A 26,675-nucleotide genomic window follows, 5' to 3' on the forward strand; every position below is an offset into this window, starting at 1 on the left:
GGTTACATTCCGAACCCGGAAGTTAAGCTTTCCAGCGCCGATGGTACTGCACCGGGGACGGTGTGGGAGAGTAGGACACCGCCGGACAATTTTTGTTATGCAGGAGGGCCACCCGAGGTTTCGGGTGGCCTTCCTGCGTTTCCGGGGTGTTTCTGTGCTTCCCGTGCCTGTGTGTTCGATCCGTGTGTGTTCGATCTGGTGGCCTGGTTGCCGGGTTCTGTTTTGCTGGGTTGGTCAGGTTTTTCCGTGTGTGCTGGGCTGGTGCCGGCCGGGTTCTGGAGGGGTTGTCTCCCCTCTGGGGCCCGGCTTTTTGCTTGCCCGGCCGCGGGGCCCGTGTCCCCGCGCTCAACCGCCCCCCTCTCCGTTGCCGCAGGGGGCCATCTGACGCCGCGCGCAATCACGGCATCCGCTACGCGCCCGGCCAGGTCATCGTCCCACCGGCTGACCCGGAAGTGGCCGGGCACGGGCGTCATCTCATTCGCTCTGTGGAGGGGTTGGGGCGGTGGTCAGGAGGGGGGCTATTCGGTGGGGGATTTGGGTTGAGAGGGCGATTGTCGTGTCTGTGCGTTGGACGGCGGGGGAGGCCAGGACGCGGGCGATGATTTCCTGGAGGTGTTCCGTGTTTCGGGCTACGACGCGGCAGAGCAGGTCGGCCTGGCCGCTGGTGCCGTGGGCTTCCAGGATTTCCGGGACCTCCTCCAACGCGCGTACGGCCTCGGCGAGCCTGCCCTGGGAGATTTGCAGGGAGACGAACGCGAGTATGGGATAGCCCATCTCGGAGGGGACGATCGTCGGGCCGAAGTCGCCGATCACACCGCGGGCGACGAGCTTCTCGACCCGCGCCTGTACGGTCCCGCGGGCTACCCCCAGCAGACGTGCGAGTTCCGTCAGGCCGATGCGCGGGTGCGCGCGCATGGTTCGCAGGAGCCGGCTGTCCAGTGAGTCGATGCGTCCAGAGCCCGTAGACATGGCTCAGAGACTACGGGCGTATGTCCAGCCAGGTGGTCGGGGGGAGGCAGGCGTGGCCGGGGTGGTCGAGTGACGACTTCAGGTCGTGTCGGCTGCGAGAAGAGGGCTGGGCGGGATGACTAGTGTTATGCCTGATTTCAGAGGCGATTGTGGGCGGCTTGACTAGTTTTGGTGGGCGCTCTTGCCAGTCGAATGGGAAATTGCTGATAGTTCTGCCATGTTCGAGGAAGCGCAGTACTTCGCGCCGGTGGCGATGCAGGAGGACGGGTCGGTCGTCGTCGAGTTGGCGGCGAACCATCCCGGGGTGGCGGACCCGGTCTACCGTGAGCGTCGCAACGCCATCGCCGCGCTGGCGTTGAACCACATCCCCGGCGAGCCGATCCCGGAGGCCGCCTACACCGAGCAGGAGCACGAGGTCTGGGGCCTGGTGAGCCGCGAGCTCGCGATCAAGCATCGTAAGTACGCCGCGGGCGAGTATCTCGAAGGATGCCGGCGCCTCGGCCTCCCCGAGGACAGGATTCCGCAGCTGCAGGAGGTCGGTGACCTTCTCGAACCGCTGACGGGTTTCAGGTACCTCCCTGCCGCCGGGCTTGTCCCGCTTCGGGACTTCTACGGCGTGCTGGAGGATGGCCTGTTCCATTCGACGCAGTACATCCGTCACCACTCGGTGCCGTTCTACACGCCGGAGCCGGACGTCATCCACGAGGTGGTCGGGCACGCGAACGCGCTGGCGTCCGATCGGTTCGCCGCGTTGTACCGGCTGGCCGGGGCGGCGGCGCGCCGTGTGGAGACCGACGAGGCGCTGGAGTTCGTCTCCAAGGTGTTCTGGTTCACGATGGAGTTCGGCGTGCTCACGGAGGACGGCGAGGACCGCACGTACGGCGCGGGGATCCTCTCGTCGTACGGCGAGATCGAGGAGTTCCGCAGTATGGACATCCTGCCGCTGGACCTGTCCCTGATGGGGACGACCACCTACGACATCACGAAATATCAGGATGTGCTGTTCCGGGCCGCGTCGATGAGCCACCTCGAAGACGTCGTCGGCACGTTCTGGGCGACCTGCGACGACGACACCATCGCCCGGATGGTCGCCGATGGGGGAGCCGATCGGGGAGCCGGTAGGCGTAGGGCAGGCGCGAAGTAAGAGGCCCAGGCGAGAGAGCGAGAAAGAGGGAGAGAGGGAGAGAGGGAGAGAGGGAGAGAGGGATAGGAGCGAGCGGCCCTACTCGGTGACCGTGTGACCCGAGGCGGCCGACCGGGCGGGCTGCTCCGAATGCTGGTGGCGGGCGGTCCGTCCGCAGAAGTGGTCGGTGCGAAGAATGGTGGCGGGCGGCCCGTCCGAAGGGGCGGTGGCGGGTAGTCAGCCCGCAGGTGGCCGGTTCAGGGGGATCGGCCGGGGGTTGCCGGGCCGGTCGCGCCGCCTTCCGGGGTGGGGACGCGGGGCGACCGGGACGGGTGTCAGTGCGGCGTGACGAGGCGGTAGCCGACTCCGCGCACGGTTTGGATCAGCCGGTCGTCGTCGTCCCCGAGCCGGGCGCGGAGGCGTTTGACGTGGACGGCTATGGTGTTCGTCGACATCGCGTCGGCGGCGTGCCACACGTGGCGCATGATCTGCTCCCGCGTGACCGTCCGGTCGGCGTTGCGCATCAGGTAGTGCAGAAGCTCGAATTCCCGAAGGGGCAGGTGCACGGGCATCCCGGACACGCGCACCTGGTAGGCCCCCACGTCGAGTTCGACGTTGCCGACCGTGAACACTCCTCGTGAGCCGGCGTCCCCGGGGAACGCCGCCTGCACCAGGGGCAGCAGCTCGGGCACGCGGTACGGCCGGGCCACGCACGCCGTGGCTCCGGCGGCGAGGCCCTGGACGGCCTGTTCCGCGTGCCCGTCGCCCACGCCCAGCAGGACGGGGACGGCCCGCGCCCTGCGTACCGCGCGCACGAAATCGACGGGCCCGATGACGGGCAGGGTGGCGCTGACGAGCACGACGTCGGGCCGGAGGGCACCGGCCTGCAGCAGTGCTTGCGCGCCGTCGGAGACTCCGGTGACGAGGACCCCTTCGCGCTCCAGCGCCTCGGCGAGTTCCCGCACCATTTCGTCGTCGGGGTCGGCCACCAGCAGCATGGGCGCCGACCGAGTGTCCCCGTCCACTTCAGGTGCCGCCTGCGGCTGGGTCACACCATCTCCTCAAGGCTCCTCAAGGCTCCATGGGCTCTATCGGCTCCTGGACCCAGGAGCCGATCATCCGAAGCGGCCGGTGATGTAGTCCTCGGTCGCCTTTTGCGTGGGGTTGGTGAAGATCTTGGAGGTCTCGTCCATCTCGATGAGCTTTCCGGGCTGTCCCTGGCCGGCCAGGTTGAAGAACGCGGTACGGTCGCTGACCCGCGCGGCCTGCTGCATGTTGTGGGTCACGATGACGATCGTGTAGTCGTTCTTCAGCTTGGCGATCAGGTCCTCGATGGCGAGCGTCGAGATCGGGTCCAGGGCCGAGCACGGTTCGTCCATGAGCAGGACGGCCGGGCTGACGGCGATGGCCCGGGCGATGCAGAGCCGCTGCTGCTGTCCGCCGGACAGGCCCGCGCCCGGCTTGCTGAGCCGGTCCTTGACCTCGTTCCAGAGGTTGGCGTCCTTCAGCGACGTCTCGACGATGCCCTCGGCCTCGGACTTGGAGATCCGGCCGTTGAGACGAAGGCCCGCGGCGACGTTGTCGAAGATGGACATCGTCGGGAACGGGTTCGGCCGCTGGAAGACCATGCCGACCGTGCGGCGGACGGACACCGGGTCGATGTCCGGGCCGTACAGGTCCTGGTCCTCCAGGAGGATCTTACCGTCGACGTGCGCGCCCGGGATGACCTCGTGCATGCGGTTCAGCGTGCGCAGGAACGTCGACTTGCCGCATCCGGACGGGCCGATGAAGGCGGTGACCGAGCGCGGCTCGATCGTCATCGTGATGCCTTCGATCGCCTTGTGCGATCCGTAGTAGGCGTCGAGGTCGGAGACCTCGATCTGCTTGGCCATGTCGATAACCCCTTACCGGCCCTTGGCGGGCGAGCGCCACCAGGCGATGAGGCGCGCCACCAGGTTGAGCAGCATGACGATCAGGATGAGGGTGAGCGCTCCGGTCCAGGCCCGGTCGACCGCCGTGACGTTCGGACGCTGGGCTTGGTCGAAGACGTAGAGCGGGAGGCCCATCTGAGGTCCGTTGAACGGGTTCTCGTTGATGGAGTCGGTGATGAAGACGGTCAGCAGCAGCGGCGCGGTCTCACCGGCGACGCGGGCGACGGCGAGCATGACGCCCGTGATGATGCCGGTGAAGGCCGTCGGGATGACGACCTTGGTGATCGTCTTCCACTTGGGCACGCCGAGCGCGTACGACGCCTCCCGCAGGTCGTTCGGGACCAGGCGCAGCATCTCCTCGGCCGAGCGGACCACGGTGGGCATCATCAGGATCGACAGCGCGAGCGCGCCGGCGATGCCGGAGTAGCCGAGGCCGAGCACCAGGACCCAGAAGGCGAGAACGAAAAGACCGGCGACCACCGAGGGGATGCCGGTCATGACGTCCACGAAGAAGCTGATGGACCGGGCGAGCTGCCCGTTCTGGCCGTACTCGACGAGGTAGACGGCGGTGAGCAGGCCGATGGGCACGGAGATCAGGGTGGCGAGGCCGACCTGTTCCAGCGTGCCGAGGATGGCGTGGTAGGCGCCTCCACCGGCGTCGCGGGCACCGATGTTGCGCATCGAGTGGGTGAGGAAGTCCACGTCGAAGCGCGCGAGCCCGTTCTTGATCACCAGCCAGAGGACCGAGATGAGCGGTACCACGGCGATGGCGAAGGCCAGCCAGACCAGGCCGAGGACGACACGGTCCTTCAGCCGGCGACTGAAGGACACGTGGGTGATGGTGGCGGGCGACATGGTCATGCGGCGGCCCTCGAGTAGTCCTTGCGGCGAGCGATGATCAACCGCGCGGCCGTGTTGACCAGGAGGGTGATCACGAACAGCACGAGGCCGGACGCGATGAGCGCGCCCTGGCCGATGGGGGTGGCCTCGCCGAATCCGTTGGCGATGTTCGCGGCGATGCTGTTGCCGTTGTTGGACAGCACCTGGATGCTGATGTCGAACGTCGCGGGGAAGATGAGCGCGACCGCGATCGTCTCGCCCATCGCGCGCCCGAGGCCGAGCATGGCCGCGCTGATGACGCCGGGACGGCCGAACGGCAGGACCGACATCCTGATCATCTCCCACCGGGTCGCGCCGAGCGCCAGGGACGCCTCCTCGAGCGACCTGGGCGCCTGGAGGAACACCTCCCGGGAGATGGCGGCGATGATCGGCAGGATCATGATGGCCAGGACGACCGCGCCGGTCAGCATCGACTTGCCGTAGACGGCGTCCCCGGCGAACAGGGGAATCCAGCCGAAGTAGTCGTTCAGGAAGGTCCAGGGACCCTGGACGAACGGGATGAGGAAGATGACGCCCCACAGGCCGTAGACGACGCTCGGGACCGCGGCCAGCAGGTCGATCACATAGCCGAGCGCCCCGGCCAGGCGGCGCGGCGCGTAGTGGGAGATGAACAGCGCGACGCCGATGGCCACAGGAAGGGCCATGATCAGGGCCAGCAGCGAGCTGATCACGGTGCCGAACGCCAGCGCCGCGATGCCGAACTTGGCCTCGGTCGCGTTGGGCGTCCAGATCTTCTCGGTGAGGAAGTTGGAGGTGTTCGCCTGGAAGGCCGGGATGGCCTTCACGACGAGGAAGACGGCGATGGCCGCCATGATGGCGAGTAGTACCACACCGGCACCGGTGGTCGCGAACCGGAAGGGGCCCTCACCGCGACTGCGCCGGATGGCGGACCGGCGCGTGGCCGGCCCGCCATCCTGGATACGAAGTGGCGTCGCCATTGAGTTAGGAGATCGCCTCGACGGCCGTCTGCACCTTGGTGAGCAGAGAGGCCGGCAGCGGGGCGTAGCCGAGCCCGGTCAGCGCGGACTGGCCGGCGTCGCTGGAGGTGTACTTGAGGAAGGCCTTGACCAGCTTGGAGTCCTCGGCGGACAGGCCCTTCTCACAGGTGATCTCGTAGGTCACCAGGACGATCGGGTAGGCGCCCGCGGCCTTGGTGGCGTAGTCGATCGACAGCTTGAGGTCGTTGCCGGTGCCCTTGACCTCGGCGGCCTCGACGGTCTTGGCGGCGCTCTCGGGGGTGAGCTCGACGAACTCGCCGGAGCCGTTGGCGACCTTGGCCTTGCTCAGGCCGGAGTTCTCGGCGAAGGAGAGCTCGACGTAGCTGATGGAGCCCTCGGCGCTCTTGACGGTCTGCGCGATGCCGTCGGAGCCCTTGGCGCCCTGACCCTTGGCCTCGGCGGGCCACGCCTTGGCGGGCTCGTACGGCCAGCCGGCGGTCGCCTTCAGGAACTTGGTGAAGTTGTCGCTGGTGCCCGACTCGTCCGAGCGGTGGACGGCCTGGATCGGGGTCGACGGGAGCTGCGCGTCGGGGTTGTCCTTCTTGATCGCCGCGTCGTCCCACTTGGTGATCTTGCTGTCGAAGATGCCACCGATGGTCGCCGGGGAGAGCTGGAGGTTGTCCACGCCGGGGAGGTTGTAGACCACCGCGACCGGGCCGATCACCATGGGAAGGTTGATCGCCTTGCCGGTCTTGCAGCGCGCGTCGGCCTGGGCGGGCTCGCCCTTGTCATCCTTGAGCGCCGAGTCGGAGCCCGCGAAGGCGACCGTGCCCTGGATGAAAGCCTGCACGCCCGCGCCGGAGCCGCTGGGCTGGTAGTTGATGCTCACACCGGAGTTCTGCGACTGGAACGCCTTCTTCCACTCGGCGATGGCGTTGGCCTGAGCCGAGGAGCCCGCGGCGTTGATCGTGCCGCTGAGCGTGGTGCTGTCGCCGCCGCCCGTGCTGGTGGACGGGGCTGTGCTGGCGCCGCTGTCGCCGCCGCTGTTGTTATCGGTTCCGCACGCAGCGAGCGAAAGCACGCCGGCGATGGCGGCTACGGCGAGCCGGCCTGCATACTTCACGGTTGTTGTCCTTCCACGCTGTTTTTTCAACGGGTAGGACGGTAAGGAGTCAAGATGACTTAATCCCCGGTTAAAGGTGAACGAGGCGTGAACGGGCCCGGTCGTGCTCGTTTGAAGCGGGTCATGTACCGAGGTCAGAGCCTATGTCACAAGATGGGCTCAATGTACGCGTCGCTGGCGGCATCCATATCCTGAGACGTCCTGAGAAGCTCACCCGCGTACGCGACTGTGCCCTCACGGGGAGTTACACGCGTCCTCGGCTGCCGTAGCGTCGAAGCGACGACCGTGAGGAGGTTCGACGTGCTTCCAGGATGCGGTAGCTGCAGCTGCTACCTCGAAGACCGTGTCATCTCACGCCCGCCGGACGAGCGCTGAACCGCTGACGGCGCGCGGGTGAACAGCAGGTGAGCGCGCCCGGTCCACCGGGCGCGCACTACGGCCCTGAGGTGCCCAGACGTGCCCCTTCGTGCTCAGCCGCCGAGGCGCTTGAGCACCTCGGGGTGCAGGAGCGGGTTGGCGCACACGAGGCTGCCCCCGTCGACGTCCGTCGCGCCGGACAGGTCGGTCCACACGCCCCCGGCCTCCTCGACGATCACGGTCAGCGCGGCCATGTCCCAGGCCGACAGCTCCGGCTCGGCCGAGATGTCGACCGCGCCCTCGGCGACCATCACGTGCGACCAGAAGTCGCCGTACGCGCGGGTGCGCCACACCGTGCGGGACAGGTCGAGGAACTCCTCGAGGCGCCCGCGCTCCTCCCACCCGCCGAAGCTGGAGTAGGAGAACGACGCGTCGGACAGGCGGCTCACCGACGAGACGGTGCAGCGCGACGCCTTGGTCAGGTTGCGGCCCGTCCACGCCCCGCCGTCCTTCGCGGCCCACCAGCGGCGGCCGAGCGCGGGGGCCGAGACCACGCCCACGACGACCTTCCCGTGCTCCATGAGCGCGATCAGCGTGGCCCAGACGGGGACGCCGCGCACGTAGTTCTTGGTGCCGTCGATGGGGTCGACGACCCAGCAGCGCGAGCCGTACCCGCTGGTGCGGCCCGTCTCCTCGCCGATGACCGCGTCACGGGGACGCGCGCGCCGCAGGGTGCCGCGGATCGCGTCCTCGACGGCCTGGTCGGCGTCGCTCACCGGCGTGAGGTCCGGCTTGGTGTCGACCCGCAGGTCGACGGCCTTGAACCGGCGCATGGTCAGATCGTCGGCGCTGTCGGCCATCATGTGCGCCAGCCGGAGGTCGTCGGTATAGCCCGTCACAGCGCACACCGTACCCTGCCGGGACGATTTTCATCAGGCGTGATGAGACCGTTTCGGTGCCTATTGCCGCGCCTCCGGCACGGCGGTTCGGGGCGCTCCTTGCCCCGAACAGGTTTCAGCGCTGTCCAGCCAGGAACCTCGGGTGTTCACACCCGAGAGGAATGGCTTCCCTGCTTGTGGTTTCAGTGTTACTCTCGGTGATGCGGTGACGGGATTGAACGCACCCGGTTCGCTGGGGAACGGCTCTCTGATCCGTTATCGGCACTGCGACACGCGGCATGGCTTGCCATGCCGGGCAGTGGGTCACGCTGCCGTACGCGGCCCGGACCGTCGACGCCATCGACGGCGAGGAGCTGCAAGCTCGGTCGTTCACGACCGAGAAGCCGACTCGTCGTCGGGCTCGCCGTCCCGGCTGGCGAGCAGGCGGCGCAGGGACGCGAGGCCGGCCGCGTCGGCGTGGCCCTGCTCCACCCAGGCGTCGAGTGAGCATTCCTCTCCGCGGTGGTTGCACCCCTTGGGGCAGTGGACGGCGCCTTCGGCCAGCGCGGGGAAGGCGGCCAGTACGTTGTCGATCACGACGTGGCCGAGCCCGAAGCTGCGCACGCCCGGTGTGTCGATGATCCACCCGCCGAAGGGCAGCTCCAGGGCCACCGCCGAGCTGGAGGTGTGGCGCCCGCGGCCGGTGATCGCGTTCACGTGCGAGACGGCGCGCCCGGCGGCGGGCACGAGCGCGTTGACCAGCGTCGACTTGCCGACCCCCGAATGGCCGACCAGGACGCTGAGCCGGTCGGTCAGCCGGGACCGCAGCTCCTCCAGCTCGCCGCCCTTCTGCACGACGACGTACGGCAGGCCGAGCGGCGCGTACCGGGCCACGAGATCGTCCGGCGCGGCGAGGTCGGCCTTGGTGAGGCAGAGCAGCGGCTCGATGTCGGCGTCGAACGCGGCCACGAGCATGCGGTCGATCATCCGCGGCCGGGGCGGCGGGTCGGCGAGCGCGGTGACGATGACGAGCTGGTCGGCGTTGGCGACGATGGGACGCTCGACCTCGTCGGTGTCGTCGGCGCTGCGCCGCAGCATCGAGGTGCGCGGCTCGACCCGGACGATGCGCGCCAGGGTGTCCGGCCGCCCGGTGGTGTCGCCCACGAGGCCGACGCGGTCGCCCACCACGATGCCCTTGCGTCCGAGCTCGCGCGCCCGCATCGCCGTCACGACGTGCGGATCGGGCGCGCGCTTCCTGCCGTGCCCGTCCGGGGCCTCACCCTCGACGAGGCAGGTGTAGCGGCCGCGGTCGACCGCCACGACGAAGCCCTCGACGGCGTCCTCGTGCGTGGGACGGCGTCTCGTCCTCGGCCGCGACCCCTTGCCGGGCCGGACCCGCACGTCCTCCTCGTCGTACTCGCGTCTTCTCAGTGGCCTTCCCCCAGCATGCGCGCCCACATGAGGGCGAATTCGGGAAGGGTCTTGGCGGTGGTCGCGATGTCCTCGACCTGGACGCCGGGGACGACGAGGCCGATGACCGCGCCGGCCGTCGCCATGCGGTGGTCGGCGTAGGTGCGGAACACCCCCGCGTGCAGCGGGCGCGGCGTGATGACGAGGCCGTCGTCGGTCTCGGTGACGTCCCCGCCGAGGCCGTTGATCTCGGCGGCGAGGGCCGCGAGCCGGTCGGTCTCGTGGCCGCGCAGGTGGGCGATGCCGCGCAGCCGGCTGGGCGAGCTCGCGAGCGCGGCCAGGGCGGCGATCGTGGGCGTGAGCTCGCCGACGTCGTGCAGGTCGGCGTCGATGCCCTCCAGGCGGCCGCCGCCGGTGACCCGCAGCCCCTCGGGGGTGCGCGCGACGGTCGCGCCCATGCGCGGGAGGAGCTCGCGCAGCGCGTCTCCCCCCTGCGTCGTCTCCTCCGGCCAGCCCGGGATCGTGACGACGCCGCCGGTGACCATGGCCGCCGCGAGGAACGGCGCGGCGTTGGACAGGTCGGGTTCGACGGTGAGGTCGCGGGCCGAGATCGGGCCGGGCTCGACCTTCCAGACGTCGGGCTCGGAGTCGTCCACGGCGACCCCGGCGGCGCGCAGCATCTGGACGGTCATCTCGATGTGCGGCATGGACGGCACGGGCCGGCCGCTGTGGCGGACGGTCACGCCTTTGGGGTAGCGCCCGGCGGCCAGCAGCAGGCCGGAGACGAGCTGGGACGACGCCGAGGCGTCCAGCGTGACCTCGCCGCCGGTGATCGGCCCCCGGATCGTGAACGGCAGCGCGTCGCCGGAGACCTCGGCGCCGAGGGCGCGCAGGGCGGCGAGGATCGGGCCCATCGGCCGCTTGCGGGCGTGAGGGTCGCCGTCGAAGGCGACCTCGCCGTCGGCCAGCGCGGCCACCGGCGGGACGAAGCGCATCACCGTGCCGGCCAGCCCGACGTCGATCGACGCGCCGCCGCACACGGGGCCGGGCACGACGTGCCAGTCGACGCCGGAGGGGCCGTCGTCGGAGGGCGTCAGCTCGGCTCCGAGGGACCGCAGGGCCGCGACCATCAGGTCGGCGTCGCGGCTGCGCAGCGCGCGGCGCACCGTGCCGGGGCCGTCGGCGAGCGCGGCGAGCAGGAGGGCGCGGTTGGTCACCGACTTGGACCCGGGCAGGCGGACGGCCGCCTCGACCGGGCCGGGCGCCACGGGCGCGGGCCACAGGGGAGCTGACATGTTTCCGAGCCTACCGGGACGGCCCTCGCCGAGGTGCTGACGCCGGGTGGCGGGTCCCCGCGCCGGGCCGGACGATGATCGCGCGTGTGATGCGTGAACCGCGGTGGTGGGGCAGTCTATGGGCATGTGTGGCAGATACGCGTCGGCGCGTAAGCGTCAGGAGTTGCTGGAGGAGTTCGAGGTCGGCGTGGACGGCACCTCGCAGGAGCTCGCCGCGGACTACAACGTCGCCCCCACCAAGAAGGTGTACGCGGTGCTCACCCGCCCGGAGGTCCCCGACGGGGGGAAGGAGGGCAAGGGGGACCAGGCCGCACAGCCCGTCCGGCAGTTGAGGGTGCTGAAGTGGGGCCTTGTGCCGAGCTGGGCGAAGGATCCGTCCGTCGGGTCCCGCATGATCAACGCGCGGGTCGAGACGCTGACCGAGAAGCCCTCGTTCCGCAAGGCGTTCGCGCAGCGCCGGTGCCTGCTGCCCGCGGACGGCTATTACGAATGGTACAGAGCCGACAAAAAGACTAAGCAGCCCTATTTCATTCATCCCGAGGACGGCGGGGTGATGGCGATGGCCGGTCTGTACGAGTTCTGGAAGGACCGCACGCGGGCGGACGACGACCCGCTGAAGTGGCTCGTGACCTGCACGGTCATCACGAGATCCGCCGAGGACCACCTCGGGCGCATCCACGACCGCATGCCCGTCGTGATCCACAAGGACCGGTGGTCCGACTGGCTCGACCCGGCCCGCGCCGACACCGGCGAGATGCTCGGCATGCTCGCCGCCTCCCCGCCGAGCGGCCTGGTCGCCTACCCCGTGTCGAGCGAGGTCAACAGCGTCAGGAACAACGGGCCCCACCTGCTGGAGCGCGACGACTCCGACGAGACCGCGCTGTTCTGATAGCGAATCGTAGTCATATCGTGGCATATTGTTACCAACACGCCCGCCGCCCAGGCGACGTCGGGCACCCTCCCCGGTCAGGCTGTGCACGCCTGACCGGTCGGCGTCCGGAGGGACGTGCTCGACGGGCCGGCGGCTCCAGTCGTCGACACCAGGGCACGAAGACGATCGGTGAGCACCGGGCAGCTTGTTGTGCCTTGATTCTGTGTAACGGACAGGATCGAATCAGAGACGCTGGGTCATGCCGGTGTAAGAACCCGGCCGAATGGGCATCCGCTCAAAAAGCGATGACGCGCTGACGGGGAGTCATCGCCCGAGGATCAGGGCCAGGCGGGAGGTTCCGGGGGATCCCGCCTACGGCCGTACCCATTTCTTCCCGGAGGTGCGGATTCGTGGACGACGCGACCGCTCGGACCCAGCTGGAGAGCATGCTCGCCGAACTCGACCGGTCCATCAAGGTGCTGCGGGGCGATTCCGTCATGGTCGGCGACAGGTCGGCGGCGGACGCCGGCTCCGATCTCACCGACGCCGACCGCAGGCAGGCCATGATCGACGTGGCGACCCGGCAGCGCACCGCGGTGCTCGACGCGCTGAAGAGGCTCGACGCCGGCGTTTACGGCCGGTGCGTGGACTGCCGCACGCCGGTGCCCGAGGGGCGGCTGGCCGCGCGTCCCGAGGCGGCGCGCTGCGTCCAGTGCCAGTCCCGGCGAGAACGCCGCCGCTGACCTCACGGAGTGCGCGGAGAATCGCTGACATCACGGAGTACGCCCATTTAAGCCGACATAACGGGATATGGGTCGGCGCCGCGCTAGTCCGGCCTGCGGGCGCTCACCACGAGATGGATGCCCACGGTGTCGTCGTCGTCCGGGTGCGCCTCCAGCTCGGTGCGCACCAGCCAGTTCAACGCGCGCGTGTCGGCCGCGAGGACGTGGTCGACGGTGGACGGCGACAGCACCGTGCGCGGCCGCACCCACTCGACCTCCAGCCCGGCGTCGGCGAGCAGTTCCCGCAGCTGGGTGCTGCTGAAACAGCGCGTGATGCTGCCGTCCGGCCACGGCACGAGCATGACCTCGCCCGTCCCGGTCTGGCACAGGTGGGCCCAGTAGTTCTGCTCGGCCATGATCGCCATGCCCAGCACCAGCGAGTCCACGCACGCCAGCACGCGCCCGCCCGGCTTGAGCACGCGCGCGACGTCCTCGATCGTCGACTCGGCCATCAGCTCCAGCGACAGCGCGCGCTCCTCGGCGATCACCGCGTCGATGGAGGCGTCCGGCAGGAACCCCAGGTCATCGGCCCGCACCTGGCGGATCCGGTTGGAGGCGTCGTGCAGCCGATGGTCGGACGTACGACGGAAGTCGACCACCTCGATCACGTGGTGGCCGGCGCCGGCCGCCTGGACCGGCCATCGCCCGCGCCCGCCGGACAGGTCCAGCAGCAGGCAGGGCCGCTGCGGGAGCCAGCGCCTCAGTTGTTCGGCGACGACGGCGTGGTAGAAGGTCCAGTAAGGCCCGAGTGCGCCTGAGCCGTTCAGCTCGCTGGCTGGGATGGGCAGCAACGTGGCTCCTGGACGGTCGGGGCACCGGGGTCAGCAACCGGCCGGTACGTATCTTTTTCCCCGTACCGGGTCGATCGTCACCTTCTACTTACCGGGAACAGATGCTATGCCTCGCGTGTTGCAGACGGGCGTAAACACGCGAGGAGGTTCCGTCCCATGCTGGTGGCCGAGGTCGGTGATCGGTCGGCCGTAGACGAGCCGGTATTCTCGGCTCTGTACGGTGCGTATAAGGGGGTGGGTCCGGTCTCCAAGACAGCCGAGGAGACTCTGGAGCAGCGCAGCGAGCGGTTCGAGCGCGACGCAATGCCGTACCTCGACCAGCTCTACTCCGCGGCGCTCCGGATGACCAGGAATCCCGCCGACGCGGAGGACCTGCTTCAGGACACCTTCGCCAAGGCGTTCGGTTCGTTCCACCAGTTCCAGGAGGGAACGAACCTCAAGGCCTGGCTCTACCGCATCCTGACCAACACGTTCATCAACACCTACCGCAAGAAGCAGCGGGAACCCAAGCAGGCGGGCACCGAGGAGATCGAGGACTGGCAGCTCGCGCGCGCCGAGTCCCACACCTCCGGCGGCCTGAAGTCGGCCGAGGTGGAGGCGCTGGAGCACCTCCCCGACAGCGACATCAAGGACGCGCTGGCGGCGCTTCCGGAGGACTTCCGGATCGCGGTCTACCTCGCCGACGTCGAGGGTTTCCCGTACAAGGAGATCGCCGACATCATGGGCACTCCCATCGGGACGGTCATGTCCCGGCTTCACCGCGGGCGGCGCCAGCTGCGGACGCAACTCGAGGACTACGCACGCGAACGCGGGCTTGTGCGATCGGAGGAGCCGTCGTGATGGAGCGCGGCGACATCGGCGGTGTGGTCGATGTGGGCGAGATGAGCGGGGTCGGCAGGGCCGTGAGGCCGGGGAACGGCGGCCGGGGACTCGGCGCCCTGGAGGGGTGTTGGGGATGAGCTGTGGCAAGCCGCACGACACCGACTGCAAGGAAGTACTCGACCGGGTCTACACCTTTCTGGACGGCGAGCTGGACGAGCGCCGCAAGTCGGACATAGACCAGCACTTGGACGAGTGCGCACCGTGCCTGCAGGAGTACGGCCTGGAGAAGGCCGTCAAGCAGCTCATCGCCAAGCACTGCGGCTGTGACACCGTCCCCGAGGAACTGCGGTCGAAGGTGCTCAAGCGCATCGAAGAGGTCAGGGCCGAGCTGGCCGACTAGCCGGAGGCGGGCCGGGCCGGTTCGCCCGGCATCGCCTAGGATGCCGGGGTGCGTGTACTCGTGACCGGCGGCGCCGGGTTCATCGGCTCCACCCTCGTCGACCGCCTGCTCGCCGACGGGCACGAGGTGGCAGTCGTGGACGACCTGTCCTCGGGGGACCGTGCCAACCTCGCCGCCGCGGCCGCCGCCCCGGGCTTCTCGCTGTTCGAGATGGACGTCAGGGACGCCGGGCTGGCCGCGCTGGCCCGGCAGTGGCGTCCCGAGGTCGTGTGCCACCTCGCCGCGCAGATCAGCGTACGCAACAGCGTCGCCGACCCCGTCCACGACGCGCGGCTCAACGTCGAGGGCACGGTCAACGTGCTGGAGGCCGCCCGGCAGGCCGGGGCCAGGAAGGTCGTCCACACCTCCTCGGTCGCGGTGTACGGCCGCCCGCCGGTGATCCCGGTGCCCGGCGACGCCGCCGCCGACCCGCGCTCGCCGTACGCCGCGTCCAAGCTCGGCGGCGAGATCTACCTGTCGATGTTCCGCGCGCTGCACGGCATCCAGGGCACCACGCTGGTGCTGTCGAACGTCTACGGCCCCCGGCAGTCGCCCCAGGGCGAGGCCGGGGTCGTCTCGATCTTCACCGACGCGCTGCTGCGCGGCGCGCCCACCGTCGTGTACGGCGACGGCACCCAGACGCGGGACTACATCTTCGTCGACGACGTCGTGGACGGGTTCGTCCGCGCGTGCGGGCCGGACGGCGACGGGCGCCGCTTCAACCTCGGCACGGGCGTGCAGACCACCGACCGCGCGCTGCACACCCTCGTGGCCGCCGCGGCGGGAGCCCCGGACGCGCCCGCGTTCGCGCCCGCGCGGCTCGGCGACCTGCCCGCGATGGCCGTCGACCCCGCGCCCGCCCGCGAAGGCCTCGGCTGGCGCCCCCGCACCGACCTTCTCACCGGCCTCAAGGCCACCGTCGAGTGGGCTAGATCGCGTTAGCTGGGGGTAGTGGTTTGATTACGCTTTGGATGCGATTCTTCGACTTCCCCAACGCGTCAGCACGGGTTCTGTAGCCTGAAGCCGAACTCGATGGGGAGGCGGCACATGGTGAAGGCAATGGCCACACGCATGGGGGCGGCCATAGTGATCGGTGGCTTCGCGGGCGCCCTGGCCATGGTGGTTCTGACGGTTCTCGTGGTTCTCTCGGGGGGCGCGGCGGAAGGCCCCTCAGGCATTTCCTGGATCTGAGCGCGTGCCCGTGACGGCCCTAGGCGGCGGCGGTGCGTGAGCTTCCCTGGCCGGCGAAGATCTATCTCGTCGCCCTCGTGGTGGTGGCGGCCGGGCTGATCGGACGGGGCCTGGTCTCCGAGCGGCTGGGCGAGCACGAGTGGCCCACGCTGCTGGTGCTCGCGCTGCTGTTCCTGGTCTGCGAGTCGGTGCCCACGCTGCTGAACGTGCAGTCGGCCGCGATGTCGGTCAGCTTCTCGGCCGCGCTCGCCGCGGTGGTGCTGGTCGGCGGGGCGGGCGCGGCGCTGGTGGGCGCGACGGCCGTGCTGAGCGTGCGGCCGGGGCTGCCCCCGCACAAGCGGCTGTTCAACGGCGCCCAGTTCGCGATCTGCGGGTACACCGCCGGGTGGGTGTTCGAGTCGCTGGCCGGCCATCCGTCGATCGTCGGGGAGAACCGCTTCGCCGACCTGCTCGGCCCGTTCGCGGTCGCGGCCGCGGTGTTCGTGCCGCTCAACTTCGTGCTGTTCGCCGTCATGCTCTCGCTCGCCGGGCAGTTGCGCGTCGAGGAGGTGCCGCTGCGGGGGCTCGCCCAGTTCTTCATCTCCTACCTGGGGTACGCCACCTTCGGCCTGCTGATCGCCGGGCTGTGGGCCACGGTCCAGTCGATCTCGGCGGTGCTCGTGCTGCTGCCGCTGTTCATCGCCCGGTGGGCCTTCGGCCAGTACCTCGCGCAGCAGCGGTCGTACGACGCGACCATCGCCGCCCTGTGCCAGGCCGTCGAGACCAAGGACTACTACACGCGCGGCCACTGCACGCGGGTGTCCGCGGCCTCCACGATGATCGCCCAGGAGATCGGCATGGGGCCCGAGCGCATGCGCGCCATCGGCTACGCCGGCATGCTGCACGACGTGGGCAAGCTCGGCGTCCCGACCAAGGTCCTGCAGAAGGAGGGCCGCCTCACCGAGGAGGAGCTCGCCGCGATCCAGCTCCACCCGATGCGCGGCCTGGAGATCGTCCGGGGCATCGACTTCCTCGACGAGGCGTTCGCCGGCATCATGCACCACCACGAGCGACAGGACGGCCGGGGCTACCCCATGGGGCTGGCCGGGGACGAGATCCCCGAGTTCGCCCGGGTGATCGCGGTGGCCGACGCCTTCGACTCGATGACCTCCGACCGCGCCTACCGCAAGGCCAAGTCGATCGAGGAGGCCGTGACCGAGCTGCGCAAGGGGGCGGGCACGCAGTTCGACCCGGACATGGTCGGCGCGTTCATCCGGGCGGTCGACCGCAGAGGCTGGGATCCTCCCGGCAAGGTCGCCGCGCCCAAGGCCGACGAGGTCGTCGAGACCGTCGCCAAGGACCACGACGACCCGACGACGCCGATCGAAGTGGCGTCCGAGCGGTGACCACGGCATCCCGGCCCATGCGCGGGCTCGACTCCGGCCGGCTGCTGCTGATCTGCGCGGCGGGCCTGGTCACCGTCTGCGGCATCGCCTACACCGCCGCGGTCGGCCTGGCGGACCCGCAGATCGCGGTCGCGTTCGGCGTGCTGGTCGCCGCGGGGGAGCTGGCCAGGCTCACCATGCCGGGCAACCGCGAGGTCGCGCCCATCGGCGCCGCCGCCGCACTCGGGTACACCCTGCTGCTCGACGTCGGCGGCGTCCCGGCCGGGCACTCGGCGCTGCAGGTCGTCGCGGTCATGTCGGCCGGCATGATCCTCGGCGCGCTGCCCCACCTCGCCGTGGGCAGGCCGCCGCAGCTCGACGCCATCGCCCGCCGCCTGCTGTCGGGGGCGCTGCTCGCGTTCGCCTACCGCCCGCTGGCCCCGGCGCTGTACGCCAGCACCGGTAACGGCAAGGGCACGTGGTGGGCCGTGCTCGGCGTGATGGCCGTGCTCATCATGGCGATGCTGGCCGCCGACGTCGTGATCGCCGCTCTGCTCAGGGCCGAGCAGGTGCGCACGGCCTTCCGGGTCGCGATCCGCGACGAGCTGCGCATGGCCGCGCCGCTCGGTGCCGCGGTCGCCGCGTCCGGCACGCTGCTGGCCCTGGCCTCGCACAGCATGAACCTCGCAGCCCTGGTCGTCTTCGCGGCGCCACTGCTGGTGACGCAGGTCGCGTTCCGCAAGTACGCCGGAATCCGGGCCACCTACCTGCAGACCGTCCGCGCGCTGGCCAGGGTCACCGAGGTCGGCGGGTACGTCGAGCCGGGGCACTCGCGCCGCGTCAGCCGTATGTCGGTCGCCATCGGCCGCGAGCTCGGCATGGCCGAGCCCGAGCTGCTGGAGCTGGAGTACGCCGCGCTGATGCACGACATCGGCCAGCTCTCGCTGCGCGACCCCATCCCCGGCGGCGCGACCGTCCTCACCGACCCGCAGACGGCGCGCAGCATCGCCGAGCTGGGCGCGGAGGTCATCAGGAAGACCGGCGTGCTCGACCGGGTCGCCGACATCGTGCGCCACCAGGGCGACCCGTTCGGCGGCCCGGAGCCACCGCCGCCGCTGGCCAGCCGCATCATCAAGGCGGCCAACGCCTACGACGACCTGGTGGGCGGCTCCACCGACCGCGACCGCGCCGCCGCGGCCCTGGAACGCCTGCGGCTGGACGGCGGCGACGAGTACGACCCCGTGGTGGTCGAGTCGATGGCCAAGGTCATCGACCGGACCGGCCCCGACAACCGCCTCTGAGCCTTCTTTCCCTCTTTCTTACAGGCGGCGGACCCGCGCGGCGACCGCGCCGAGCCCGCGCGAACCCCTGCCTGGCAGGGCTTTTACCCGGTGGGGCGCGCCTGGCGCCGTCGCTTCCGATTGTGGGGTTCCTACAGACGGGACACGGGGGATCGGTGGTTTCGCGCGAAGGGTTCTGAGAACGCTCCGGCCGTAGGGTGGTGATCCATCGAAGGGAGTGCGGCCGATGTTCGACAGCGTTCTGGTGGCCAATCGCGGAGAGATCGCGCGGCGGATCATCCGCACGGTCAGGGCCATGGGCCTGCGGGCCATCGCCGTGCACTCCGAAGCCGACGCCGACCTGCCGTTCGTCGCCGAGGCCGACGAGGCGTTCGCGCTCGGCCCCGCGGCCCCCGCTCAGAGCTACCTCGACATCGCCCGGGTCCTGGAGGCGTGCCGCGCGACCGGCGCCCGCGCCGTCCATCCCGGGTACGGCTTCCTCGCCGAGAACGCCGCGTTCGCCCGGGCCGTGGGGGAGGCGGGGCTGGTGTGGATCGGCCCCTCCCCGGACGCCATCGAGCGCATGGGCGACAAGATCAACGCGCGCAACCTCATGGAGCGCGCCGGGGTGCCGGTTGCGGCGGGCACGCGCGAGCCGGTCACCGGCATCGCGGGCGCGCTCGCCGCAGCCGCCGAGATCGGCTACCCGGTGATGGTGAAGACCGCCGGCGGCGGGGGCGGCATCGGCATGGGCGTCGCCCGCGACGACGCCGAGCTGACCCGTGCCTTCGAGACCGCCTCCCGCGCGGCCGAGCGGTTCGGCGGGGGGACGGCCATCCTGCTGGAGCGCTTCGTCGAGCGCGCGCGCCACGTCGAGGTGCAGATCCTGGGCCTCGCGGACGGGACTGCGGACGGCACGGTGGTGGCGCTCGGCGAGCGCGACTGCTCGGTCCAGCGGCGCCACCAGAAGGTCGTCGAGGAGTCCCCCTCGCCAGGAATCACCCCTGAGCTGCGCGCGCGCATGCTGGAGGCCGCCGTGCGCGCCGGGGAGGCCGTCGGCTACCGCGGCGCGGGCACGGTCGAGTGCCTGGTGGACGCCGACCGGCAGGAGTTCGTGTTCCTGGAGATGAACACCCGGCTCCAGGTCGAGCACCCGGTCACCGAGCTGGTCACCGGGGTGGACCTGGTCGAGCAGCAGATCCTCGTGGCGGCGGGCGAGCCGGTCGGCTTCGCCGCGGCGGCCTCGGGCGGGCAGGCCGTCGAGCCGCGCGGGCACGCGATCGAGCTGCGGGTGTACGCCGAGGACTCCCGGCGGTTCTTCCCCGGCCCCGGGAAGATCGACGTCTGGGAGGAGCCCAGCGGCCCCGGCATCCGGATCGACTCCGGATACGCCGCGGGAAACGTGGTGACGCCCTTCTACGATCCCTTGATGGCCAAGCTCTGCGTCCACGGCGCCGACCGCGCGCAGGCGCTGGAGCGGGCCCGCGCGGCCGTGGCGGCCTTCCGCATCGAAGGGCCCAAGAACAACCTCGCGTTCTGCGCCGAGCTGCTCGGAAACCCCGAGTTCGCCGCCGGCGACTATGACACCGGCCTGGTCGCCCGCATGCGCGCGTGACGCCGCCGGTGCCGGGCAGAGGACGGGCCGGGGCTGGGACGATGGGCACAGCACGCCGGTCAAGTGAAGATCATTGATTGAGGGGAGTTCCGGTGGCGGAAGTACGCGCTGAAATGGTGGCGAACGTCTGGAAGGTCGTCGTGGCCGAGGGCGACAGCGTGAACGAGGGCGACACGCTGGTCATCCTGGAGTCGATGAAGATGGAGATCCCGGTGCTCGCCGAGGACTCCGGCGTCGTCACGGGCCTCAAGGTCGCCGAGGGCGACGTCATCCAGGAAGGCGACCTGATCGCCGTCATCGAGGCGTCCTGAGCGGGGCCTTCCCGTGAGCCGGAGACGCCCGCCCGGCGGCGGATCATCTGGACGGGCCCGGTCTGACCGACTGGGCCAGGAATCGCTCGCGGTCCACCACGACGCGCTCGATGGTGGCCGTGGCGACCGTCCGTGCGGCGTCGCGGGCCGTGACCTCGAAGACGAGGCGCCTGCCGTCCACCTCGACCAGCTCGGCGGCCACCTCGACGTGTGTGCCCACCGGGCTGGCCGCGCGGTGCTCCAGCGTCACCTTGGTCCCGACCGAGGTCTGCCCGGGGGCCAGGTGGTCCTGGACGGCGCGTACGGTCACCGCCTCGGCGATGGCGAGCAGCCGCGGGGTGGCGAGGACCGGCACGTCGCCGCTGCCCACTTTGATGGCGGTGTCCGACCGTTCGACCATGAAAAGCAGCTCGGCGCGCAGTCCGGGATCGATCGTCATGGGCGCCAGCCTAAGGGGGATGACCCCCTTCAGGGTGTCTCGTCGCGGGGATGGCCGTTCACGCCTTCTCGTACCACCTTCACCAGATGACGGCCTTGGCAGGGAACGATGGAATACGCTTTTCGCGTGAGCCCGTACTGCGACCACTGCGGACGTCTCGAAGGAGACGGTGATCATTCCGCGTGCCGCGACGCGCGGCTCATGGAGCCGCCTCGCTACTGCCCGGCGTGTCGTCGCCGGCTCGTGGTGCAGGTGACCCCGCGAGGCTGGTCCGCCCGCTGCGTCGAACACGGCGTGACGTCGTACTGACACCCCGGCGCGCGCAAGGTGAACACAGGGTTTTGTGATACTGGCGTGACCTCGGCGCGACATAAGTCCGCTTTGTTGGAGAACTCCGGGGTGGCGTCGGGTTACATGGATTGGGGTTAGCGGGGGAGACATGGTGGCCCAAGGGACCACGCTGGCAGGACGTTACCGTCTGGACGTCCGTCTCGGGGCCGGCGGAATGGGCGAGGTGTGGCGCGGGGAGGACATCGTTCTCGCGCGCACCGTGGCCGTGAAAGTGTTGTTACCGGGCCGGATGGACGACCCGGGTTTCGCGGCGCGCTTCCAGGGGGAGGCGCGCGCGATGGCGACGATCAACCACCCGGGCGTGGTCGACGTCTACGACTACGGCGTGAGCGACGTCCCGGGGGCCGGTCCGACCGCGTACCTGGTGATGCGGTTCGTCGACGGCGAGCCGCTCGACCGCCTGCTGACGCGGCTCGTCCGCATCGGCGCCGAGCCCGCCATGGAGCTCATCGCGCAGGCCGCCTCGGCCCTGCAGGCCGTGCACGACATGGGAATCGTCCACCGCGACGTCAAGCCCGGCAATCTGCTGGTCCGCCAGGACGGCACGCTCATCCTCACCGACTTCGGCATCGCCCGCGCGGACGCCGGCCACCGGCTGACCGACGCCGGCATGGTGCTCGGCACCGCCGCCTACTGCGCCCCCGAGCAGGCCGAGGGTCAGCCGGTGACGCCCGCCGTCGATCTCTACGCGCTCGGGGTCGTCGCCTACGAGTGCCTGGCCGGGCACCGTCCGTTCGACGGCGACACCCCGGTGACGATCGCGCTCAAGCACATCCGCGAGGAGCCGCCCCCGCTGCCCGCGGACGTGCCGCCCGCCGTCCGCCACGTGGTCGAGCGCGCCCTGTCCAAGGACCCGGCGCGCCGCTGGCACAGCGCCGCCGAGATGAGCATGGCCGCACGGCAGGCGTTGCTGGCGGACACCGGCAGCTCGGCGGCGGTCTCCGGGCTGACCGGCATGATCGCGTCCCCGGTCCGCGCGGCCGGCCCTGCGGGGCATCCGGGCACCCACACCCAGGGCGCCTACCTGGCGTCTCCGGAGACCGGCACGCGGATGAACGCCCCGGCCGGCCCCACGCCGCCCCCCTACATCATGCCGACGTCCGCCTCCCCCCAGACGGCCGGTACGACCGTGCACTCCGCGGCGACGCCCGGCACGCCCGGCCCGCCTCCCGGCCAGCGTGGCGGTCGCGGACGCCGGGCCGCCGCGCCGCAGCGCAGGACCAGGCCCGGACTGATCGTCGGCGTCATCGTCGCCGGAGCGCTGCTCGGCGGCGTCGGCGCGGTGATGGTCAACCAGATGGCCGGCAGCGACGCGGCGGCGAAGGTGAACGCCGGGGCCACGGCGACGGCGACCGAGAGCTCCCCGTCCCCCACCCGGACCACCCGTCCCCCCAAGGCGTCCCCGACGGCCACCCGCGAGCACCAGCAGGTTCCTCCCCCGCAGACCTCTGAGGAGCCGGGCACGTCCACCCCCACCGAGCCCTCGCCGTCCCCGAGCGCCACCCGTACACGCTCGCCGTCGGCCTCCCCGAGCCCGACCAAGACGCAGGTCAAGAAGTCCATCCCCCCGGTGATCAACCTGACCGAGAACCTGGCGAAGACCAAGCTCCAGGCCGCCGGGTTCAAGGTCAAGGTCGACATCTACGGCGAGCCGAGCGACCAGGGCTGCACGCGCGTGCTGGACCAGCTCCCCAACGCGGGCACGTCCTGGGCCGTCGACAAGCCCGTGACGATCGTCGTGGCGCAGGGAATCGACTGCGGCGGCGAGCCCAGCCCCACCCCGAGCCCGTCGCCCTCTCCGTCGGTCACCGCCCCCTGAGTCCCACGCGCAACCACAGGCCCCGGCGGCGGGTGTGTTCCCCTACGAGGGTTTCTCCCGCCACCGGGTCGGATGGTCTCAGGCCCGCCTGAGGCCATCCGCGGGCGAGGCTCAGATGCCGGTCGTCGTCCGGGGGTAGGCGATGGCCGGGTCGGTGGCGATGTTCACCATGTACGGCACGCCCGAGTCGAACGCGCGACGCAACGCGGGGCCGATCTCCGAAGGAGAGGTCACCAGCTCGCCGCCGCCGCCGAGGGCGGTCACCACCTGGTCGTACCGGCACTGCGGTTGCAGCTCGGCGGCCACGTCGTAGCCGTACAGCATCTGCATGGGGTGCTTCTCCAGCCCCCAGATGCCGTTGTTGCCGCAGACCATGACCACCGGCAGCTTGTGACGGACCAGCGTGTCGACGTCCATGAGCGAGAACCCGGCCGCGCCGTCGCCGAGCAGCAGCACGACCTGCGAGGACGGCCGCGCGAGGCGGGCGGCGATCGAGTAGCCGAGCCCGGTGCCGAGGCAGCCGTACGGGCCGGGGTCCAGCCAGCGGCCCGGCCTGCGCGGCTCGATGTACTTGCCGGCGTAGGACACGAAGTCGCCGCCGTCGCCGATCACCACGGCATCGTCGTCGAGGACGCGGTTCAGCTCGCCGTAGATGCGCATCGGGTGGATCGGATCGGCCTCGGACTCCAGCAGCTCGGCATCGCCCGCGATGGCCGCCGCGGACGCCTCCGCCAGGCGCGTCAGCCAGGCGGCGTACGCCTTCGGCGACACCCCCGCCTCGCCGCACGCCGAGCGCAGCCCCCAGAACAGCAGCGACAGGTCCCCGGCCGTGGAGGCGGCCGTGCCGACGTGCGTGGCGAGCTGCGACGGCGCGTCGGCGAGGTGGACGACCCTCGCCAGCGGGGCGCCGTCCCTGCCCCCGAAGAAGCCGTAGCCGAGGCGGAAGTCGAGCGGGGCGCCCGCGACGATGACCAGGTCGGCCTGGGAGAAGGCCATGCCGCGCGCCCGGGTGACCAGCAGCTCGTGCCCGGAGGGCAGGATGCCGCGGCCCTGGCCGTTGGGGATCACCGGCAGGCGGTAGGCCTCGGCGAAGTCGCGGGCGGCCTCCTCGGCGCGGTCCATCCAGACGTCGGAGCCGAGCACGAGGACGGGACGCTCGGCCTCGGAGATCAGCCGCGCGATCTCGGCGAGCGCGTCGGAGTCCGGTTCGAGGGGGGACGGGGTCAGCGTCTCGGCCTCGTGCGCGGGGGAGGGCGAGAACAGGTGGTCCATGTAGAAGTCGAGGAACACCGGGCCGCGGTGCGGGGCGATGGCCGTGCGGAAGGCCATCTCGACGTCCTGACCGATCGAGTCCGCGCCGCCCGCCGTGAAGGCCAGCTTGGTGATGGTCTCGAACAGCGGCGGGTGGTCCATCTCCTGCAGCGCGCCCGACCCCCACCGCGACTGCGGGGCGCGGCCGCCCATGACCACCACGGGCGAGCCGTTGAAGTGGGCGGTCGCCACGCCGCTGACGCCGTTGGTGATGCCGGGCCCGGCGGTCAGCACCGCGAGGCCCGGCCGCCGCGTCAGCCGGGCCGTCGCCTCCGCCGCGAACACCGCGCTCTGCTCGTGCCGCACGTCGACGATGCGCATCTTCTCGTGGACGGCCCCGTCGTACAACGGGAAGACGTGGCCGCCCGACAAGGTGAACATGACGTCGGCGCCGTATGCTCGTGAGACGGCGACCGCGATGTCGCCGGCGTGCTTTGCAGACTCCATGTCGTGAACTTACCTTCTCTGTGCCCGGTCAATCCTTGAGCGGGCGCCGGGCCGTCGAACGCCTACCCGGCACCTGTTCAGGCCCTGTCTGTTCAGGCCCTGTCTGTTCAGGCCCTGTCTGTTCAGGATGGGCTCAGGAGCCGTCCGGCGCCCGCTCAAGGGCCGACTCCAGGGTCACAGAGCTTGCGACAGGGCCTTGATCGGCATCTTGAGGTCCGCCAGGAGCGCCAGGTCGTTCTCGGGGGAGCGGCCCAGCGTCGTGAGGTAGTTGCCGACGATGATCGCATTGATGCCGCCGAGCATGCCCTCGCGGGTGCCGAGGTCGCCGAGCGTAAGCTCGCGTCCCCCCGCGTACCGCAGGATCGTGCGGGGCAGCGCCAGCCGGAACGTCGCGATTGTCTTCAGCGCCTCCGGGCCCTCGACCAGCGGGAAGGACGCGAACGGCGTGCCCGGGCGGGGGTTGAGGAAGTTGAGCGGCACCTCGTCGGGGGCGAGCTCCCCGAGCTGGCCGGCGAACTCGGCCCGCTGCTCGCGTGTCTCGCCCATGCCGATGATGCCGCCGCAGCACAGCTCCATGCCGGCGGCGCGGACCATCTCGCACGTCTGCCACCGCTCCTCCCAGGTGTGGGTGGTGACGACCTGGCCGAAGTGGGAGCGCGCGGTCTCCAGGTTGTGGTTGTAGCGGTGGACGCCCATCTCGGCCAGCTCGTCGACCTGGGCCTGGGTGAGCATGCCGAGCGAGCAGGCGACGTTGATCTCGACGGCCTCGCGGATGGCCTTGACGCCCTCGCGGACCTGGTCCATCAGCCGCCGGTCGGGACCGCGCACGGCGGCGACGATGCAGAACTCGGTGGCGCCAGTCTCGGCCGTCTCGACGGCGGAGCGGACGAGCGAGGGGATGTCCAGCCACACCGACCGGACGGGGGAGGTGAACTGCCCCGATTGGGAGCAGAAATGACAGTCCTCCGGGCAGCCGCCGGTCTTGAGGGACACGATGCCCTCGACCTCGACCTCGGGGCCGCACCACTTCATGCGCACTTCGTGGGCGAGCGCCAGCAACTCGTGCAGGCGCTCGTCGGGGAGTTCCAGGCAACGCAGGGCCTGGTCGGCGGAGAGACCGCGGCCCTCTTCGAGCACCTGAACCCGGGCGATCTCCAAGATGTCCATACTCATCGGTCCTGCTGCTCCCTTGTCGGTTGCGTCACAGACTAAGGGCTGCCCGGAACCGAGAAGGGTCGAACCCACCGCCTAGCGGGGATCCCAGTCCGCGCCGGGCAACACGGGCGAACTCCGTCAGGTCCAGTGAACCGGACCCCTCGGGCATCGCGCCCGCGAGGGGACGGGCGGCCAGCGTCTCCAGGTCGGTGACGTTGCTGCGCTCGGCCGGCCCAGGGTCGCGCGGCCACGAGCCGATCACCACCCCGGCCAGGTCCAGGCCGCGGCCCGCGAGCGCCTCCAGGGTCAGGGCCGTGTGGTTGAGCGTGCCGAGCCCGGCCTCGGCCACGAGCAGGACGGGCGCGCGCAGCCGGCGGGCCAGGTCGGCGATGGTGGCGCCCTCCTCGTCGAAGCGCACCAGCAGCCCGCCCGCGCCCTCGACCAGCACCAGGCGGTGGGTCTCGGCCAGCTCCGCGATCCGGTCGGCCGCCGCGTCCAACGACACGGGCGGGAGGCCGGAGTGGCGGGCCGCGGCGGCCGGGGACAGCGGGTCGGGGTAGCGGGCCAGCTCGAACGTGGTGGTCACGCCGGACAGGCGGATCACCTCGTCCAGGTCGCCGGGCTCGCCGGGCGCGACGCCGGTCTGGGCGGGTTTGACGACGGCGACGGGCACGTCGCGCGCGAGGGCGAGCGCGGCCACCGCGGCGGTGACCACGGTCTTGCCTACGCCGGTGCCGGTGCCGGTGACGACCAGGACGCTCAC

27 protein-coding genes and 1 rRNA gene are annotated in these 26,675 nt (G+C 70.7%); 14 read left to right on the forward strand and 14 right to left on the reverse strand.

Annotation, left to right across the window (positions count from 1 at the left end):
- Window positions 1–87 (forward strand): 5S ribosomal RNA (gene rrf / locus AB0H21_RS39870); the annotation flags it as partial.
- Between the two features lie 387 nt (window positions 88–474).
- Here the strand turns inward: rrf and AB0H21_RS39875 are convergent.
- Entirely contained in the window at window positions 475–969 is a 495-nt protein-coding gene (locus AB0H21_RS39875) for an Lrp/AsnC family transcriptional regulator (RefSeq protein ID WP_358527080.1), read from the reverse strand.
- A gap of 217 nt (window positions 970–1,186) precedes the next feature.
- Here AB0H21_RS39875 and AB0H21_RS39880 point away from each other — a divergent pair, with 217 nt between their 5' ends.
- On the forward strand, window positions 1,187–2,113 hold the full coding sequence (locus AB0H21_RS39880) for a phenylalanine 4-monooxygenase (protein ID WP_358527082.1): 927 nt from the start codon (window positions 1,187–1,189) through the stop codon (window positions 2,111–2,113).
- A gap of 314 nt (window positions 2,114–2,427) precedes the next feature.
- Here the strand turns inward: AB0H21_RS39880 and AB0H21_RS39885 are convergent, their stop codons facing one another.
- From AB0H21_RS39885 to aroA, 8 genes are all read right to left on the reverse strand, one after another.
- Entirely contained in the window at window positions 2,428–3,144 is a 717-nt protein-coding gene (locus tag AB0H21_RS39885) for a response regulator transcription factor (RefSeq protein WP_358527083.1), read from the reverse strand.
- A 63-nt stretch (window positions 3,145–3,207) separates the two neighbouring features.
- Window positions 3,208–3,984 carry a phosphate ABC transporter ATP-binding protein PstB gene (gene pstB, locus AB0H21_RS39890; protein WP_358527085.1) on the reverse strand — a complete coding sequence of 259 codons (777 nt, stop codon included), beginning with the start codon at window positions 3,982–3,984 and terminating at the stop codon, window positions 3,208–3,210.
- Between the two features lie 12 nt (window positions 3,985–3,996).
- Window positions 3,997–4,884, reverse strand: a complete 888-nt coding sequence (gene pstA / locus AB0H21_RS39895; RefSeq protein WP_358527087.1) for a phosphate ABC transporter permease PstA — start codon at window positions 4,882–4,884, stop codon at window positions 3,997–3,999.
- Window positions 4,881–5,861 carry a phosphate ABC transporter permease subunit PstC gene (gene pstC / locus AB0H21_RS39900; protein WP_358527088.1) on the reverse strand — a complete coding sequence of 327 codons (981 nt, stop codon included), beginning with the start codon at window positions 5,859–5,861 and terminating at the stop codon, window positions 4,881–4,883. Before pstC ends, pstA begins: the two co-directional genes overlap by 4 nt.
- Window positions 5,862–5,865: 4 nt before the next feature.
- Entirely contained in the window at window positions 5,866–6,984 is a 1,119-nt protein-coding gene (pstS, locus tag AB0H21_RS39905) for a phosphate ABC transporter substrate-binding protein PstS (RefSeq protein WP_358527090.1), read from the reverse strand.
- Between the two features lie 470 nt (window positions 6,985–7,454).
- Window positions 7,455–8,240 (reverse strand): histidinol-phosphatase, encoded by a 786-nt coding sequence (gene hisN / locus AB0H21_RS39910; protein WP_358527092.1) that lies wholly within the window; start codon window positions 8,238–8,240, stop codon window positions 7,455–7,457.
- Window positions 8,241–8,609: 369 nt separating this feature from the next.
- On the reverse strand, window positions 8,610–9,620 hold the full coding sequence (gene rsgA / locus AB0H21_RS39915) for a ribosome small subunit-dependent GTPase A (RefSeq protein ID WP_358527094.1): 1,011 nt from the start codon (window positions 9,618–9,620) through the stop codon (window positions 8,610–8,612).
- A gap of 26 nt (window positions 9,621–9,646) precedes the next feature.
- Window positions 9,647–10,924: a 3-phosphoshikimate 1-carboxyvinyltransferase gene (aroA, locus tag AB0H21_RS39920; RefSeq protein ID WP_358527096.1), complete on the reverse strand. Its 1,278-nt coding sequence runs from the start codon at window positions 10,922–10,924 to the stop codon at window positions 9,647–9,649.
- A 124-nt stretch (window positions 10,925–11,048) separates the two neighbouring features.
- On the opposite strand from aroA, the gene AB0H21_RS39925 reads away from it, so the two are divergent.
- Together AB0H21_RS39925 and AB0H21_RS39930 are read left to right on the forward strand one after the other, a co-directional pair.
- On the forward strand, window positions 11,049–11,813 hold the full coding sequence (locus AB0H21_RS39925) for an SOS response-associated peptidase (protein ID WP_358527097.1): 765 nt from the start codon (window positions 11,049–11,051) through the stop codon (window positions 11,811–11,813).
- 392 nt (window positions 11,814–12,205) lie between these two features.
- On the forward strand, window positions 12,206–12,538 hold the full coding sequence (locus AB0H21_RS39930; RefSeq protein WP_358527098.1) for a TraR/DksA family transcriptional regulator: 333 nt from the start codon (window positions 12,206–12,208) through the stop codon (window positions 12,536–12,538).
- 83 nt (window positions 12,539–12,621) lie between these two features.
- On the opposite strand, the gene AB0H21_RS39935 is transcribed toward AB0H21_RS39930, so the two are convergent.
- Window positions 12,622–13,368: a methyltransferase domain-containing protein gene (locus AB0H21_RS39935; protein ID WP_358527100.1), complete on the reverse strand. Its 747-nt coding sequence runs from the start codon at window positions 13,366–13,368 to the stop codon at window positions 12,622–12,624.
- Between the two features lie 234 nt (window positions 13,369–13,602).
- Here AB0H21_RS39935 and AB0H21_RS39940 point away from each other — a divergent pair, with 234 nt between their 5' ends.
- The 8 genes from AB0H21_RS39940 (at window position 13,603) to AB0H21_RS39975 (ending at window position 20,390) form a co-directional block, all read left to right on the forward strand.
- Window positions 13,603–14,208, forward strand: coding sequence for a sigma-70 family RNA polymerase sigma factor (locus AB0H21_RS39940; protein ID WP_114033950.1), 606 nt, complete (start codon window positions 13,603–13,605; stop codon window positions 14,206–14,208).
- A 115-nt stretch (window positions 14,209–14,323) separates the two neighbouring features.
- Complete coding sequence (gene rsrA, locus AB0H21_RS39945; protein WP_358527101.1) at window positions 14,324–14,590, forward strand: mycothiol system anti-sigma-R factor; 267 nt, start codon at window positions 14,324–14,326, stop codon at window positions 14,588–14,590.
- Between the two features lie 48 nt (window positions 14,591–14,638).
- Complete coding sequence (locus AB0H21_RS39950; RefSeq protein WP_358527103.1) at window positions 14,639–15,571, forward strand: NAD-dependent epimerase/dehydratase family protein; 933 nt, start codon at window positions 14,639–14,641, stop codon at window positions 15,569–15,571.
- Window positions 15,572–15,676: 105 nt separating this feature from the next.
- Complete coding sequence (locus AB0H21_RS39955; RefSeq protein ID WP_358527105.1) at window positions 15,677–15,820, forward strand: hypothetical protein; 144 nt, start codon at window positions 15,677–15,679, stop codon at window positions 15,818–15,820.
- A 32-nt stretch (window positions 15,821–15,852) separates the two neighbouring features.
- Complete coding sequence (locus AB0H21_RS39960) at window positions 15,853–17,205, forward strand: HD-GYP domain-containing protein (protein ID WP_358527106.1); 1,353 nt, start codon at window positions 15,853–15,855, stop codon at window positions 17,203–17,205.
- A gap of 17 nt (window positions 17,206–17,222) precedes the next feature.
- Window positions 17,223–18,485: an HD domain-containing phosphohydrolase gene (locus AB0H21_RS39965; RefSeq protein WP_358527140.1), complete on the forward strand. Its 1,263-nt coding sequence runs from the start codon at window positions 17,223–17,225 to the stop codon at window positions 18,483–18,485.
- A 226-nt stretch (window positions 18,486–18,711) separates the two neighbouring features.
- Complete coding sequence (locus AB0H21_RS39970) at window positions 18,712–20,079, forward strand: biotin carboxylase N-terminal domain-containing protein (RefSeq protein WP_358527107.1); 1,368 nt, start codon at window positions 18,712–18,714, stop codon at window positions 20,077–20,079.
- Between the two features lie 92 nt (window positions 20,080–20,171).
- Window positions 20,172–20,390, forward strand: coding sequence for a biotin/lipoyl-binding carrier protein (locus tag AB0H21_RS39975; protein WP_358527109.1), 219 nt, complete (start codon window positions 20,172–20,174; stop codon window positions 20,388–20,390).
- 43 nt (window positions 20,391–20,433) lie between these two features.
- Here the strand turns inward: AB0H21_RS39975 and AB0H21_RS39980 are convergent, their stop codons facing one another.
- Complete coding sequence (locus AB0H21_RS39980; protein ID WP_358527111.1) at window positions 20,434–20,829, reverse strand: hotdog domain-containing protein; 396 nt, start codon at window positions 20,827–20,829, stop codon at window positions 20,434–20,436.
- A gap of 126 nt (window positions 20,830–20,955) precedes the next feature.
- Between AB0H21_RS39980 and AB0H21_RS39985 the strand changes: the two genes are divergently transcribed.
- On the forward strand, window positions 20,956–21,138 hold the full coding sequence (locus tag AB0H21_RS39985) for a hypothetical protein (RefSeq protein WP_358527113.1): 183 nt from the start codon (window positions 20,956–20,958) through the stop codon (window positions 21,136–21,138).
- Window positions 21,139–21,268: 130 nt separating this feature from the next.
- Window positions 21,269–22,999, forward strand: a complete 1,731-nt coding sequence (locus tag AB0H21_RS39990; RefSeq protein WP_358527114.1) for a protein kinase — start codon at window positions 21,269–21,271, stop codon at window positions 22,997–22,999.
- Window positions 23,000–23,110: 111 nt separating this feature from the next.
- Here the strand turns inward: AB0H21_RS39990 and AB0H21_RS39995 are convergent, their stop codons facing one another.
- The 3 genes from AB0H21_RS39995 to bioD form a co-directional block, all read right to left on the reverse strand.
- Window positions 23,111–24,757, reverse strand: a complete 1,647-nt coding sequence (locus tag AB0H21_RS39995; RefSeq protein WP_358527116.1) for an acetolactate synthase — start codon at window positions 24,755–24,757, stop codon at window positions 23,111–23,113.
- Between the two features lie 174 nt (window positions 24,758–24,931).
- Complete coding sequence (bioB, locus tag AB0H21_RS40000) at window positions 24,932–25,930, reverse strand: biotin synthase BioB (protein ID WP_358527118.1); 999 nt, start codon at window positions 25,928–25,930, stop codon at window positions 24,932–24,934.
- 28 nt (window positions 25,931–25,958) lie between these two features.
- Window positions 25,959–26,675, reverse strand: coding sequence for a dethiobiotin synthase (gene bioD / locus AB0H21_RS40005; RefSeq protein WP_358527120.1), 717 nt, complete (start codon window positions 26,673–26,675; stop codon window positions 25,959–25,961).

Origin of the sequence: Sphaerisporangium sp. NPDC051011 (genome assembly GCF_040653595.1) — a bacterium.
Lineage (GTDB): Bacteria > Actinomycetota > Actinomycetes > Streptosporangiales > Streptosporangiaceae > Sphaerisporangium.

Coding starts and splice junctions, on each gene's coding strand:
- pstB (WP_358527085.1), bottom strand. CDS start 3,984: ATGGCCAAGCAGATCGAGGTCTCCGACCTCGACGCCTACTACGGATCG.
- rsrA (WP_358527101.1), top strand. CDS start 14,324: ATGAGCTGTGGCAAGCCGCACGACACCGACTGCAAGGAAGTACTCGAC.
- AB0H21_RS39990 (WP_358527114.1), top strand. CDS start 21,269: ATGGTGGCCCAAGGGACCACGCTGGCAGGACGTTACCGTCTGGACGTC.
- AB0H21_RS39880 (WP_358527082.1), top strand. CDS start 1,187: ATGTTCGAGGAAGCGCAGTACTTCGCGCCGGTGGCGATGCAGGAGGAC.
- AB0H21_RS39980 (WP_358527111.1), bottom strand. CDS start 20,829: ATGACGATCGATCCCGGACTGCGCGCCGAGCTGCTTTTCATGGTCGAA.
- AB0H21_RS39965 (WP_358527140.1), top strand. CDS start 17,223: ATGCGCGGGCTCGACTCCGGCCGGCTGCTGCTGATCTGCGCGGCGGGC.
- AB0H21_RS39925 (WP_358527097.1), top strand. CDS start 11,049: ATGTGTGGCAGATACGCGTCGGCGCGTAAGCGTCAGGAGTTGCTGGAG.
- AB0H21_RS39995 (WP_358527116.1), bottom strand. CDS start 24,757: ATGGAGTCTGCAAAGCACGCCGGCGACATCGCGGTCGCCGTCTCACGA.
- bioB (WP_358527118.1), bottom strand. CDS start 25,930: ATGAGTATGGACATCTTGGAGATCGCCCGGGTTCAGGTGCTCGAAGAG.
- pstA (WP_358527087.1), bottom strand. CDS start 4,884: ATGACCATGTCGCCCGCCACCATCACCCACGTGTCCTTCAGTCGCCGG.
- aroA (WP_358527096.1), bottom strand. CDS start 10,924: ATGTCAGCTCCCCTGTGGCCCGCGCCCGTGGCGCCCGGCCCGGTCGAG.
- AB0H21_RS39970 (WP_358527107.1), top strand. CDS start 18,712: ATGTTCGACAGCGTTCTGGTGGCCAATCGCGGAGAGATCGCGCGGCGG.
- pstC (WP_358527088.1), bottom strand. CDS start 5,861: ATGGCGACGCCACTTCGTATCCAGGATGGCGGGCCGGCCACGCGCCGG.
- AB0H21_RS39955 (WP_358527105.1), top strand. CDS start 15,677: ATGGTGAAGGCAATGGCCACACGCATGGGGGCGGCCATAGTGATCGGT.
- AB0H21_RS39875 (WP_358527080.1), bottom strand. CDS start 969: ATGTCTACGGGCTCTGGACGCATCGACTCACTGGACAGCCGGCTCCTG.